General features: G+C 73.0%; 12 protein-coding genes. 8 read left to right on the plus strand and 4 right to left on the minus strand.

Annotated elements, in window-relative coordinates; translation table 11 throughout:
- Positions 1-71 precede the first annotated feature (71 nt).
- Positions 72-1,730 carry a BACON domain-containing protein gene (locus PV350_RS12920; RefSeq protein ID WP_500333805.1) on the minus strand — a complete coding sequence of 553 codons (1,659 nt, stop codon included), beginning with the start codon at positions 1,728-1,730 and terminating at the stop codon, positions 72-74.
- Positions 1,731-1,945: 215 nt separating this feature from the next.
- On the opposite strand from PV350_RS12920, the gene radA reads away from it, so the two are divergent.
- Both radA and disA read left to right on the plus strand, forming a co-directional pair.
- Positions 1,946-3,334, plus strand: coding sequence for a DNA repair protein RadA (gene radA, locus PV350_RS12925; protein ID WP_499513239.1), 1,389 nt, complete (start codon positions 1,946-1,948; stop codon positions 3,332-3,334).
- Between the two features lie 66 nt (positions 3,335-3,400).
- Positions 3,401-4,531: a DNA integrity scanning diadenylate cyclase DisA gene (gene disA / locus PV350_RS12930; RefSeq protein WP_499513238.1), complete on the plus strand. Its 1,131-nt coding sequence runs from the start codon at positions 3,401-3,403 to the stop codon at positions 4,529-4,531.
- Between the two features lie 66 nt (positions 4,532-4,597).
- Here the strand turns inward: disA and PV350_RS12935 are convergent, their stop codons facing one another.
- Positions 4,598-5,437: a hypothetical protein gene (locus tag PV350_RS12935; protein ID WP_500333808.1), complete on the minus strand. Its 840-nt coding sequence runs from the start codon at positions 5,435-5,437 to the stop codon at positions 4,598-4,600.
- A 171-nt stretch (positions 5,438-5,608) separates the two neighbouring features.
- Between PV350_RS12935 and PV350_RS12940 the strand changes: the two genes are divergently transcribed.
- The 5 genes from PV350_RS12940 to PV350_RS12960 all read left to right on the plus strand — a co-directional run bounded on the left by PV350_RS12940 (position 5,609) and on the right by PV350_RS12960 (position 9,856).
- Positions 5,609-6,496 carry an HhH-GPD family protein gene (locus PV350_RS12940; RefSeq protein WP_500333810.1) on the plus strand — a complete coding sequence of 296 codons (888 nt, stop codon included), beginning with the start codon at positions 5,609-5,611 and terminating at the stop codon, positions 6,494-6,496.
- 143 nt (positions 6,497-6,639) lie between these two features.
- On the plus strand, positions 6,640-7,209 hold the full coding sequence (locus PV350_RS12945; RefSeq protein WP_499513235.1) for a SigE family RNA polymerase sigma factor: 570 nt from the start codon (positions 6,640-6,642) through the stop codon (positions 7,207-7,209).
- A 5-nt stretch (positions 7,210-7,214) separates the two neighbouring features.
- Positions 7,215-7,898, plus strand: coding sequence for a hypothetical protein (locus tag PV350_RS12950; protein ID WP_500333812.1), 684 nt, complete (start codon positions 7,215-7,217; stop codon positions 7,896-7,898).
- Positions 7,891-8,574, plus strand: coding sequence for a two-component system response regulator CseB (gene cseB / locus PV350_RS12955; RefSeq protein ID WP_499513233.1), 684 nt, complete (start codon positions 7,891-7,893; stop codon positions 8,572-8,574). Before PV350_RS12950 ends, cseB begins: the two co-directional genes overlap by 8 nt.
- Positions 8,495-9,856: a sensor histidine kinase gene (locus PV350_RS12960; protein ID WP_499513232.1), complete on the plus strand. Its 1,362-nt coding sequence runs from the start codon at positions 8,495-8,497 to the stop codon at positions 9,854-9,856. The genes cseB and PV350_RS12960 overlap by 80 nt, the downstream gene beginning before the upstream one ends.
- A gap of 132 nt (positions 9,857-9,988) precedes the next feature.
- On the opposite strand, the gene PV350_RS12965 is transcribed toward PV350_RS12960, so the two are convergent.
- On the minus strand, positions 9,989-11,533 hold the full coding sequence (locus PV350_RS12965; protein WP_499513231.1) for an MDR family MFS transporter: 1,545 nt from the start codon (positions 11,531-11,533) through the stop codon (positions 9,989-9,991).
- Between the two features lie 125 nt (positions 11,534-11,658).
- Between PV350_RS12965 and PV350_RS12970 the strand changes: the two genes are divergently transcribed.
- Positions 11,659-12,243 carry a TetR/AcrR family transcriptional regulator gene (locus tag PV350_RS12970; protein ID WP_499513230.1) on the plus strand — a complete coding sequence of 195 codons (585 nt, stop codon included), beginning with the start codon at positions 11,659-11,661 and terminating at the stop codon, positions 12,241-12,243.
- On the opposite strand, the gene PV350_RS12975 is transcribed toward PV350_RS12970, so the two are convergent.
- Positions 12,225-12,938: a M23 family metallopeptidase gene (locus tag PV350_RS12975; RefSeq protein ID WP_499513229.1), complete on the minus strand. Its 714-nt coding sequence runs from the start codon at positions 12,936-12,938 to the stop codon at positions 12,225-12,227. The genes PV350_RS12970 and PV350_RS12975 overlap by 19 nt on opposite strands.
- Positions 12,939-13,262: the final 324 nt, after the last annotated feature.

Genomic DNA, 13,262 nt, shown 5'->3' on the forward strand with positions numbered 1-13,262 from the left:
GCCTCTATGTTTTACTGTGATACGTGTCACGCGCTCGCCGTGGTCGGCGGGGGCACGGTGGTGCATTTGTTCTAGCGGTCTCGGTCATCTCTCCGTCGGAGCTCGTGGGCGGGTGGAGCGGAGGGGCCGGGTCGGCAGCGTGGGGCGGGGGGGACCCGGTCGGGGGAAGGCGACGGCCTCCCCCTTCCCTCGATCGTGACGACCGCGCCCGACGGGTCGAACCAGATCCGTGCCGTCCACGGCCCCACGGGCTCCCGCGAGCGGTCCACGGAGACCGTCAGCGTCATGCTCTCCCCGGGCCGCAGCCTGCCGTGGCTCCGGCTCAGCCGCAGCCACGGCTCGGAGGTGGCCGCCCGCCAGCGGACCGGCGCCGCGCCCTCGGCGGTGAGGGTGACGACGGTGACGTGACCGCGCGAGCGGGCCTCGACGAGCAGCCGGCCCGGGCGGGGCACCGAGCGGTCGTCGCCGTCCGTGGCGTCGCCCGGCGGCGAGGCGGAGCCCCGGGCACCGGCCGAGGCGGAGGCGGCGGCGGACGCCGAGGGGGCGGCGGACACGACGGAGACCGACAGACGGCCCGGGCCCCCGCGCGTGGAACGCCCGCGCGCGTCGGCCGCGCCCGCGACACCGGCCTTCTCGTACTGCACGCCGTCGAGGCCCTCGCCGGCGCTGAAGGAACCTTCCCCCTTGTGCTCGGGCGCCAGCGGCGCCCCGTGGTACGCCGCCCACAGCGCCAGCACCGGTGCCGCGACGACGGCCGCGACCACCGTGGAGGTCACCGCGCGGTGCCGCATCCGGGCCCGCCGCGCCATCCGCTCCTTCAGGTCCATCGGGAAGCCGTGCCGGTCGAAGCGCGGGGTGCCCTGGCGGGCGCGCCCGACGCCGCCCCGCATGGCGTGCAGCAAGGCGGCGTACGCGGCGGAGCGGGGCGCCTCGACCGTCGACAGCACGGCCGTCGCGGCGGTGGTGGCCAGGCCCGGCCAGGGTCCCGTCGCCACGGCGCGCTCGGCCGTGACCCGGCAGTGCGCGCACACGTCGACGTGGGTCACCAGCTCGCGGCGGAGCGCCGAGCCCAGCAGCACCCGGGCGTCACCGGCGAGGCGGGCGACCGCCGCGCAGTTGCCGAGCTCGACCACGGCGAGCGCCGCCCGGGTGCGCTCCACCTCGCAGGCCGCCTGGGCGAGCAGCGCGCGCGTCGCGTCCGGCTCCCGCCCGACGACCAGGGCCACCTCGTGCGGCGCCAGCTGGTGGCGGACGGCGAGCTCCAGCGCCTCGCGCTGCTCGGGGGTGGTGCCGGCCGCCTCGGGCCAGGCCAGCGCCGCCAGTTCGCCGCGTCTGCGGGCGGCCACGTCCGCCGAGGCCTGTACCGATACCGGCCGCCCCTCGGCCAGGGTGCGCAGGCAGGCCCAGCGGGCCAGCGCGTACAGCCAGGGCCTGCGCAGCTCGGGGTCGCGCAGCCGGGCGCGCTGGCGCTCGGCCACGGCCAGCACGTCGCCGAGGGCGGCGGCGGCGGAGTCGTGCTCGCACAGCACGGAGAGGCAGTAGGTGAACAGCCCGTCCAGGTACGGCTCGTAGTGCGCCGGGGGCTGTGCGGGCAGGGTCCCCTGCGGGCGTGGCCGCCGCCGCGCCGGGGACCCCGTGGTCCCCGGCGCGGTGCGGCCACGCTGGACCGGCGCGCGGTGTCGGCGGTGCGCGCCGGTTGTCTGGGAGGGTGTGTCAGACCTGCTGCTCATCACTCCGTGACGGTAGGACCACGACCCGTACACCCTCAGGCATCACGGCGGGCTTTAATCCAAATGGGTGGTGATCCCGCCCGAAAGAGCACACGCCGCTCACCCCGTCGGGTGACCCTCCGGCCACGTGCGCGAGCCTTTTCCGGAGCGGGACGGCAGGGACCCGCGCCGCGGGCGGTGCGGCGTTGTCGGTGGCACCCGATAGCGTGCGGCGCATGGCTGCCCGCACCCGCCCCGCTTCCAAGGACCGTCCGTCGTACCGCTGCACGGAGTGCGGCTGGACGACCGTGAAGTGGCTCGGCCGCTGCGGCGAGTGCCAGGCGTGGGGCACGGTCGAGGAGTACGGCGGCGCGTCGCCGGTGCGCACGACCGCGGCCGGCCGGGTGACGACGCCGGCCAAGCCGATCGGGCAGGTGGACGGCCGCCAGGCCACCGCGCGCGGCACGGGCGTGCCGGAGCTGGACCGGGTCCTGGGCGGCGGGCTGGTGCCCGGGGCCGTGGTGCTGCTCGCGGGGGAGCCGGGCGTCGGCAAGTCGACGCTGCTGCTGGACGTCGCCGCGAAGGCGGCCGGGCCCCAGGCGCGCACGCTCTACGTGACCGGTGAGGAGTCCGCGTCGCAGGTACGGCTGCGGGCCGACCGCATCGGCGCCCTGTCCGACCACCTCTACCTCGCCGCCGAGACCGACCTGTCGGCGGTGCTGGGGCATCTGGACGACGTCAAGCCCTCGCTGCTGATCCTGGACTCGGTGCAGACGGTCGCCTCCCCCGAGATCGACGGAGCCCCCGGCGGCATGGCCCAGGTCCGTGAGGTGGCGGGCGCGCTCATCCGCGCCTCGAAGGAGCGCGGCATGTCGACGCTGCTCGTCGGCCACGTCACCAAGGACGGCGCGATCGCGGGCCCCCGGCTGCTGGAGCACCTGGTGGACGTGGTGCTGTCCTTCGAGGGCGACCGCCACGCCCGCCTGCGGCTGATCCGGGGCATCAAGAACCGCTACGGCGCCACCGACGAGGTCGGCTGCTTCGAGCTGCACGACGAGGGCATCACGGGCCTGGCCGACCCGTCCGGCCTCTTCCTGACCCGGCGCGACGAACCGGTCCCCGGCACGTGCCTGACCGTCACCCTGGAGGGCAAGCGCCCGCTGGTCGCCGAGGTGCAGGCGCTGACCGTCGACACCCAGATCCCCTCCCCGCGCCGTACGACCTCCGGCCTGGAGAACTCCCGGGTGTCGATGATGCTGGCGGTGCTGGAGCAGCGCGGCCGGATCAAGTCGATCGGCAAGCAGGACATCTACACGGCGACCGTCGGCGGCGTGAAGCTCGGGGAGCCTGCCGCCGACCTGGCGGTGGCGCTCGCCCTGGCCAGCGCCGCGATCGACACGCCGCTGCCGAAGAACCTGGTCGCGGTGGGTGAGGTGGGCCTGGCGGGCGAGGTCAGGAGGGTCACCGGGGTGCAGCGCAGGCTCGCCGAGGCGGCCCGGCTGGGCTTCACCCACGCCCTTGTGCCGCCGGACCCGGGGAAGATCCCGTCGGGGATGAAGGTGACGGAGGTGGCGGACATAGGGGACGCCTTGCGCGTCCTGCCCAAGAGGGCCCCACGTCCCTGACCCTTCCGACGGTAAACTTTGCCCTGGTCTCGCCCATCCGGGCATCCGTACGACCGGAGGAGAGCAGTGGCAGCCAACGACCGGGCGTCAGCTCCCGGCAAGGCCTGGAGTCGCGAGGGCTCGGGCGGTGAGGGTCTGATGCGCGCCTCCCTGAGCGCCGTGGCCCCCGGCACGGGCCTTCGGGACGGCCTCGAGCGGGTCCTGCGCGGCAACACCGGCGGCCTCATCGTGCTGGGCATGGACAAGACCGTCGAATCACTGTGCACCGGCGGTTTCGTGCTGGACGTCGAGTTCAGCGCCACCAGGCTGCGCGAGCTGTGCAAGCTCGACGGCGCCCTCATCCTCGACCGGGACATCACCAAGATCGTGCGGGCCGGGGTCCAGCTGGTGCCGGACGCGTCGATCCCCACCGAGGAGACCGGCACCCGGCACCGCACCGCCCAGCGGGTCTCCATCCAGACCGGCTTCCCGGTCGTCTCCGTCAGCCAGTCGATGCGGCTGATCGCCCTGTACGTGGCCGGTCAGCGCCGCGTCCTGGAGGACTCGGCGGCCATCCTCTCCCGCGCCAACCAGGCGCTGGCCACCCTGGAGCGCTACAAGCTGCGCCTGGACGAGGTCGCGGGCACCCTCTCCGCCCTGGAGATCGAGGACCTGGTCACCGTCCGGGACGTCACGGCGGTCGCGCAGCGCCTGGAGATGGTGCGCAGGATCGCCACGGAGATCGCGGAGTACGTGGTCGAGCTGGGCACCGACGGCCGGCTGCTCTCCCTGCAGCTGGACGAGCTGATCGCGGGCGTCGAGCCCGAGCGCGAGCTGGTCGTCCGCGACTACGTGCCGGAGCCGACCGCCAAGCGCAGCCGCACGGTCGCCGAGGCGCTCACCGAACTGGACTCGCTGCCCCAGGGCGAGCTGCTCGAACTCCCCACCGTGGCGAGGGCGCTGGGCTATGCCGGCTCCCCCGAGGCGCTGGACTCCGCGGTCTCGCCGCGCGGTTACCGGCTGCTGGCGAAGGTGCCCCGGCTGCCGAACACGATCGTGGAGCGGCTGGTCGAGCACTTCGGCGGGCTGCAGAAGCTGCTCGCCGCGAGCGTGGACGACCTGCAGACGGTCGACGGCGTCGGTGAGGCCCGGGCCCGCTCCGTCCGCGAGGGGCTGTCGCGCCTCGCGGAGTCCTCCATCCTGGAACGCTACGTCTGAGGGCCGGGGGTCCCGGGGGTCCCGCCCCGCGCCGGACGTCCGGGCGTCCTGGCCGCCCCGGACGTCCTAGACGTTCTTCAGGACGAAGGACGTCTGCTTCGCGGAACGGCCCGGGAGCTTCACCTCGAGCAGGTAGGTGCCGTACGGGGCCGCCCCGCCCTTGGGCGTGGCGCACCGCGGGGAGCTCGTCCGGCGGTCCCACTCGACGTCGTACGAGGTCGAGCCGCCCGCCGGGACCTGCAGCAGGTACGGGGCACGGCTCTTGGGGCAGTCGTCGCTGGCCCACACGTGGTGGTCGTTGACGTCGCTGATGGAGAAGACCGCCGAGTCCGGGCCGAAGTCCAGCTTGCAGGCGGTGGCGGAGGGGTTGGTCGCGGTCAGCGTGAACCGGGGCCGCTCGCCGGGCTCGTAGGCGTTGTCGGTGCTGCGCACGCTCAGCGAGACGCCCGGCCCGCAGTTCGGCAGCGAGGAGCCCGCGGGCAACTGCGCACCGCCGCTGCCGCTCCCACCGCCACTGCCGCCGGAACCACCCGCGTCCGCGGCGCCCGAGGCACCGGCGTCCGTGCCTCCGTCGCCGCCACCGGAGTCGGCGCCCTGCGAACTGCCGTCCGTGGCACCGGAGTCGCCGGTGCCGCCGTCCGTGGCGTCACCGCCGTCGTCGCCGCCGGAACCACCGCCGACCGAGCCGCCCGGGCGGGAGCTGTTGAGCGGACCGCTCGCGGACGGGCCGGGAGTGATGGACGGCGCGGGTGAACGGCCGTCCGGCCCGTTGGCGCTGTTCCCCCCGCCGTCACGGGAGTTGACGGCCCATACGACCAGGACGGTGAGCAGCCCGACCAGGAGCAGCACAACCGCCCGTCGCCGCCAGTAGATGGAGGACGGGAGAGGTCCCACGGGATTGCGCATTGAGCCCACGCGCAAACCTTATGCGGTTTCCCTTGAATCGGACCAAGGCACGCGCGGCACGCTGGCAACTTGTGTGATTGATCAGCAGATCTCCCTTCCGTTCCGGGGAGCTCCCCCAGCCGTTCGCGCTGCCCGCCACGGCGGCCCCGGGGACGTAGGATCGGAGGCGCTATGAACGACGACCGCGACCACCAGCAGCTGCACTCCCCCGTGATCGACTGGTTCGACGACAACGCCCGGGACCTGCCGTGGCGCCGTCCCGAAGCGGGCGCCTGGGGCGTCATGGTCAGCGAGTTCATGCTGCAGCAGACCCCGGTCAGCCGGGTCCTGCCGGTGTACGGGACGTGGCTGGAGCGCTGGCCCACGCCGGGCGCCCTCGCGGCGGAGCCCGCCGGCGAGGCGGTCCGCGCCTGGGGCCGGCTCGGCTATCCGCGCCGGGCACTGCGACTGCACGCCGCGGCGACCGCGATCGCCCAGCTGCACGCCGGCGAAGTGCCCACGGAGCACGCCGAGTTGCTGGCCCTCCCGGGGGTCGGCGAGTACACGGCCGCCGCGGTGGCCTCCTTCGCGTACGGGCAGCGGCACGCGGTGCTGGACACCAATGTGCGCCGGGTCTTCGCGCGCGCCGTGACCGGTGTGGAGTACCCGCCGAACGCGACGACCGCCGCCGAGCGCCGGATCGCCCACCGGATGCTCCCCGCCGACGAGGCCACCGCCGCCCGCTGGGCCGCGGCCACGATGGAACTGGGCGCCCTGATCTGCACTGCCCGCGGCCCCGAGTGCGTGCGCTGCCCGATCGCCGGGCAGTGCGCCTGGCGGCTGGCCGGCTCCCCCGCGCACGAGGGACCGCCCCGCCGCGGCCAGACCTACGCCGGTACCGACCGCCAGGTCCGGGGCAGGCTGCTGGCCGTGCTGCGCGAGGCCACGGAGCCGGTGGCGCAGGCCGAGCTGGACGCCATGTGGCACGAGCCCGTCCAGCGCGCCCGGGCCCTGGACGGCCTGGCCGCCGACGGCCTGGTGGAACCCCTCGCGGACGGTCTGTACCGGCTGCCCGGCTGAGCTCCGCACACTCCGGACGGCCCTGTCGTTACACAACCGATGGGTGGCTGTGGGTCCGCTGTGCGGCGGTGGTCGCGAAAGCCGTACATCCGCTCCGTAGCGTCGACCTGGTCGTAATCAAGCGCGCCGGACGGAGGGACGCCATGGCGGCGAACGCCCAGGGGACAGCCCAGGTCATGGACTTCGAGGAGTACGTGCGGAACCGGCAGGAGGCCCTGCTGCGCAGCGCGCGCCGGCTCGTCCCCGACCCGATCGACGCCCAGGACCTGGTGCAGACGGCGCTGGCCCGCACCTACCCGCGCTGGGGCGACATCGCCGACAAGAACCTGGCCGACGCGTACATGCGCCGGGTGATGATCAACACCCGTACCGAGTGGTGGCGCGCCCGCCGGCTGGAGGAGGTGCCGACCCCCGAGCTGCCGGAGGGTTCCGTGGACGACGGCGCCGACCAGCGGGCCGACCGGGCGATGCTGCTGGACGCGCTCGGCATGCTGGCCCCCAAGCAGCGCCAGGTGGTGCTGCTGCGCCACTACCGGCAGCTCAGCACGGAGGAGACGGCGCACGCGCTGGGCATGTCGGTGGGTACCGTGAAGAGCACGCTGCACCGGGCGCTGGCGCGGCTGCGCGCCGAGCTCGAGCGGCAGAGCAACGGATACGGAAGGCCCGTGGAGCCCGCCACGGGCAGGACGGAGGGCGTGTGCGCCGCAGCGTAGTCCCGGTGGGTACCGCTGCCGCCGCCGTCGCGGTGTGCGGGGCACTCGTCGCCGTGACCAGCTGCCGCGACGCCGGCGGGGTGCGCGAGGAGGGCACCGCCGCGGTCGCCTCCCCGGCCCTGCCGTCCCCCTCGGTGTCGGCACCGGTCCCGGACGCCCGCACGCTGGACGGCGGGCGGTCGGCGGACCCGCGGGCGGTGGACGCCAAGGCCGCCGCGGACGTGGTGCGCCTGGTGAAGCACGACCCGAAGGTGGCCCGGGACATCCGGGACAGCCTGGTGGCCTGCGCCGCGCCGTCCACGGGTGTGGGGACCCGCCCGAAGACCGCGGAGCAGCCGTACCCGGTGGACCGCCGCTCGGGCCGACTGACCGGCGGGGACGGCACGGACCTGGTGGTCAACGTCTCGACCTGCGCGGACAGCGTGGGCATCGGGAGCTACGTCTACCGCCGGGTGGACGGCGCGTACGTCAACGTCTTCGCCGACGAGCAGCCCCCCGTCTTCGCCGAGATCGGCGACGGCACCTTGAAGGTGACCCACCAGGTGTACGAGCCGCAGGACGCGGTCTCCAACCCCTCGGGCGAGGACGTGACCACGTACCGGTGGAACGGCTCCCGCTTCGAGGAGGTCTCGTTCTCCCACCGCGACTACGAGACGGACGACGGCACCGGGAGCGGTCCGCATGGCTGACACCCACGTCCTGTTCGTCGAGGACGACGACGTCATCCGCGAGGCGACGACCCTGGCGCTGGAGCGCGACGGCTTCGACGTGACCGCCGTACCGGACGGCCTGGCCGGGCTGGAGGCGTTCCGGGCCCGGCAGCCCGACCTGGCGCTGCTGGACGTCATGGTGCCGGGCCTGGACGGGGTGAGCCTGTGTCGGCGCATCCGGGACGAGTCGACGGTGCCGGTGATCATGCTCTCGGCGCGGGCCGACGCGATCGACGTCGTCCTGGGCCTGGAGGCGGGTGCCGACGACTACGTCACCAAGCCCTTCGACGGGGCCGTGCTGACCGCCCGCATGCGGGCGGTGCTGCGGCGCTTCCGGGTGGCCGCGGCGGACGAGCCCCCGGCCGGGACCGGGGCGCTGACCTTCGGGGACCTGGAGGTGGACCCAGAGGGGATGGAGGTGCGGCGCGCCGGCGACCGCCTGGCGCTGACGCCCACGGAGATGCGGCTGCTGCTGGAGTTCTCGGCGGCGCCGGGGACGGTGCTGTCCCGGGACCGGCTGCTGGAGCGGGTCTGGGACTACGAGTGGGGCGGCGACACCCGGGTGGTGGACGTCCATGTGCAGCGACTGCGGGCGAAGATCGGGCAGGAGCGCATCGAGACGGTGCGCGGCTTCGGCTACAAGCTCAGGGGTTGACGCGGTGACCGCGCGTCCCGGGGGCCCCGTGGCGAGGAGGGCCCGTCCGCTGCCGAAGATCGGGCTGCGCTGGAAGGTCTGCGTGGCGATCGCCGTGGTGTCGGCGCTGGTCGCGCTGGTGCTGAGCCTGGTGGTGCACAACGCGGCCCGGGCCAGCATGATCGACAACTCCCGTGACGTGCAGAACGAGCGGGTGCAGTTCGCCCAGCGGATCTACGAGTCCACCGGCCGGCTCACCTTCGACGCCCGGCTGGACGACCCGGACCTGCCCGCGCCGCTGAAGCGGCTGGCCCGGGAGGGCAAACGGGCCACCTACGTCTCCGACACCGGCGGCGCGCCCGTGGTGTGGGCGGAGACCCCGCTGGCGGACGGCAAGGTCCTGTCCCTCAATTCGGCGTTCACCGACCGCTTCTCGGTCCTGGAGGACCTGGACCAGGCGCTGGTCATCGGCTCGTCGGCGGTCGTCGTGGGCGGCACGGCGCTGGGCGTGCTCATCGGCGGGCAGCTGTCCCGGCGGCTGCGCAAGGCGGCCGAGGCGGCCGGCCGGGTGGCCGACGGGGAGACGAACGTACGGGTGCGCGACGCGATCGGCGGCCGGGTCCGGGACGAGACGGACGAGCTGGCGCGCGCGGTGGACGCCATGGCGGACGTCCTGGCCGGCCGGCTGGAGGCGGAGCGCCGGGTCACCGCGGACATCGCCCACGAGCTGCGCACCCCGGTGACGGGGCTGGTCACCGCGGCCGAGCTGCTGCCGCCGGGCCGCCCCTCCGAGCTGGTCAGGGACCGCTCGCAGGCGCTGCGCACGCTCGTCGAGGACGTCCTGGAGGTCGCCCGGCTGGACGGCGCCGCCGAGCAGGCCGACCTCCAGGACGTGGCGCTCGGCGACTTCGTACGGCGCAGGGTCGCGGCCGCGGCTCCCGAGGCGACCGTGACCGTCCGCGACGACGCAGTGGTCCGCACCGACCCGCGCCGGCTGGAGCGCGTCCTGGGCAACCTGCTGGCGAACGCCGGGCGGCACGGCCGGCCGCCCGTCGAGGTCACCGTCGACGGCCCGTACGTGGAGGTCCGCGACCACGGCCCGGGCTTCCCCCGCGACCTGCTCCGCGACGGCCCGAGCCGCTTCCGCACGGGCAGCAGCGACCGGGCCGGCAGCGGCCACGGTCTGGGGCTCACCATCGCCACCGGTCAGACCCGCGTCCTCGGCGCCCGTCTCACCTTCCGCAACGTGCCCGAGGAGGAGGGCGGCGGCGCGGTCGCCCGCTTGCTGCTGCCCCGCGAGTGACGGCGGATCCGACGCAGCGGTCCCACGCCGCGGGCCGCAGGTTCCCCGCCGAACGGACGATGCGCGCACGTGGGTCGGACGACGACCCCCGTGCGAGCATCGGCAGCGGGTGGGGCGGGGTGGGCCGCAGGCTCAGACGACCTCGACCGCGGCGACCGCTTCCTCGGTGCTGGGCGCGGTCGGCGCCGAGCGCAGCGGGATCTCCTTGACGAAGAAGGCCAGCAGGAAGCCGATGACGCTGACCGCCGCGCCCCACAGGAAGACGTGGTGCGTGCCGCCGGCGACGGCGTGCAGGTAGGCGTCCTTGACGGCCGGGGGCAGCTTGGCCAGGCCCGCCGGGTCCAGCTGGGCGGAGCCGGACGCGGCGCCCTCGGCGGCGCCGCCGAGGCGGTCCGTCATGGTGTTCTGCACCTGGTGGGTGAAGATCGCGCCGAAGAGGGCGACGCCGAAGGAGCCACCGATCGTCCGGAAGAGCGTGGAGGACGAGGAGCCGACGCCCATGTCCTTCATCTCGACGCTGTTCTGCGCTATCAGCATCGTGATCTGCATCAGGAAGCCCATGCCCGCGCCGAGCACGGCCATCCACACGCCGGAGACGAAGCGGGTGGTGCCGGTGTCCATCGTGGACAGCAGGTAGAGGCCGACGGTCATCAGGCCGCCGCCGACGATCGGGAAGATCTTGTACTTGCCGGTCTGGGTGGTGATCCGGCCGGCGATCAGCGAGACGACCATCATCGCCAGCAGCAGCGGCAGCAGCAGGAGGCCGGAGTTGGTCGCGGAGGCGCCCTGCACGGTCTGCTGGTACAGCGGCAGGAAGGTCATCGCGCCGAACATCACGAAGCCGACCAGGAAGCCGATCACCGAGATCAGCGAGAAGTTGCGGCTGTGGAAGATGTGCAGCGGGATGACCGGCTCCGCGACGCGGTTCTCCACGAAGAGGAAGGCGGCCAGCGCGGCCAGGCCGAGCACCAGCAGGCCCAGGATCTGCGGCGAGCCCCACGCGTACTGGTTGCCGCCCCAGGTGGTGAGCAGGACCAGCGAGGTGATGCTGACGGTGAGCAGCACCGTGCCGAGGTAGTCGATGCTGGTCTTGATCTGCTTCTTCGGCAGGTGCAGCACCGCCGAGATCATGAACAGGGCGACCACGCCGAGGGGGAGGTTGATGTAGAAGCTCCAACGCCAGCCCCAGTTGTCGGTGATGCTGCCACCGACGAGCGGTCCGCCGATCATGGCGACCGCCATGACGCCGGCCATCATGCCCTGGTACTTGCCGCGCTCGCGCGGCGGGATCAGGTCACCGATGATCGCCATCACACCGACGATCAGGCCGCCGGCGCCCAGGCCCTGCACGGCGCGGAAGGCGATCAGCTGGCCCATGTCCTGCGCCATGCCGGACAGCGCCGATCCGATCAGGAAGATCACGATCGACGACATGAAGATGCCCTTGCGGCCGTACAGGTCGCCGAGCTTGCCCCAGACGGGCGTCGATGCGGCGGTGGCCAGCGTGTACGCGGTGACCACCCAGGACAGGTGCTCCAGGCCGCCCAGCTCGCCCACGATGGTGGGCATCGCGGTGCCGATGATCATGTTGTCCAGCATCGCGAGCAACATCGCGATCATGAGCCCGAACAACACCACGCGCACGCTGCGCTGCGGGGTGTCGGCGGTGTCCGCCATCACAAGCTCCCCTACTTGTTTCTTGCTTGTCTTCGGTTGCTTACCTGCCGCCCGGCTAGTTGCCTGGGGCACCCTGACAGTATGCGGCTTACTAGCCGGGCGTCAAGTAAGTTAAAGTTCGCCCCATGGCAACGCCCCACGCACGCAGAGGCGATACGCGACGCCGCATCCAGGACGTCGCGCTGGAACTCTTCGCCGAGCAGGGATACGAGAAGACGTCCCTGCGCGAGATCGCCGAGCACCTGGACGTGACCAAAGCGGCGTTGTACTACCACTTCAGGACCAAGGAGGACATCCTCAACAGCATCGTCGAGGACCTCGCCTCACCGGTCGACGAGCTGATCGCCTGGGCCACGGAGCAGCCGCGCACCCTGGAGACCAAGTGCGAGGTGCTGCGCCGCTACGCGGACGCGCTGTGGAGCGCCGGACCGCTGTTCCGCTTCATCCAGGAGAACCAGGCCACCGTCCGCGACCTGAGCATCGGCGAGACCTTCAAGACCAAGCTGCTCGCCGTCCACTCCCTGCTCAAGGACCCGGACGCGCCGCTGACCGACCAGGTGCGCTCGATCACCGCGGTCTTCGCGATGCACGCGGGGATGTTCGCCATGCAGAACCTCGAGGGCGACCCCGAGGAGAAGCGTGCCGCCGTCCTCGAGGTCGCCCAGGAGCTGATCGCCCAGACCTACCGGGGTCAGACCGACACGCCGTGAGCCCGCAGGTAGGGCAGCGGGTTCACCGACGAGCCGTAGTACGGGGTCTTGCGGATCTCGAAGTGCAGGTGGGGGCCGGTGCTGTTGCCGGTGTTGCCGGACAGCGCGATCTGCTGGCCCTGGCCGACGTGCTGGCCGATGCGCACCTGCATCTTCGACAGGTGGCCGTACTGCGAGTACATGCCGTTGGCGTGACGGATCACGATGTTGTTGCCGTAGGCGCCGCCCCAGCCCGCCTCGACCACGGTGCCGGCGCTCACGGCGTGGACGTTGGTGCCGATCGGCACGGCGAAGTCCTGGCCGGAGTGCTTGTGCGCCCAGCGGGCGCCGTTCTGCATGTAACCGGCGGACAGCGCGTACTTCTTGACCGGGACCGACCAGCCGCTGTTGCTGCGGCTCTGCTGCTGCGGGGCGCTCTTGGCGGACTGCGCCACGTGGTTCTGGTGCTTCCAGTGCAGCTTGGCGTGCGCGTGGCGGTCGGCCTTCACGGCCTGGGCGGCACGCTGCTGCACGTCGGCCTGCGCCCGGGTGACGTCCGCCAGCTTCCCGGCCGCGCCGAGGCCCAGCAGGCTCCCGTCCTGCGTCTCCGCCACGGCCGTCCCTGCCGCACCGAGTGCCAGCGAGGCGCAGACGCCGGCGGTGACGACGGTGCGACGGCCGCGGAAGACGGAGTTCGAGATCTTGGGCATACGCATTCGGAATTACCTCGCGGAAATAGCCGGACAAGTACATTGCGACGTGTTCGCCGCGATCCCTTGGTAACCCGACATTCCGGCCCCACACAAACCCCCCCGATTACTACCGTCTTTCGTAGGTTTCACCGCCCGCGCCCCGCTTCCCCGCCTGCCGCAAGGGTGCTGTCCCCTATGGTGTTTCGTACGTGGCCCAGGTCACGTGGGTCACGTCACCGGCCCCGGGACCAAAGGGAATTGCCCTTCGGGACCTAGGTCCCGTGGCCCGGGTCACACGGAATGGGAAATCCGGGAGCACGCGGAGCGCGGAAAGGGAAAACCGCGCGA

It is taken from the genome of Streptomyces sp. PA03-6a (assembly GCF_033792765.1).
Classification (GTDB): domain Bacteria; phylum Actinomycetota; class Actinomycetes; order Streptomycetales; family Streptomycetaceae; genus Actinacidiphila.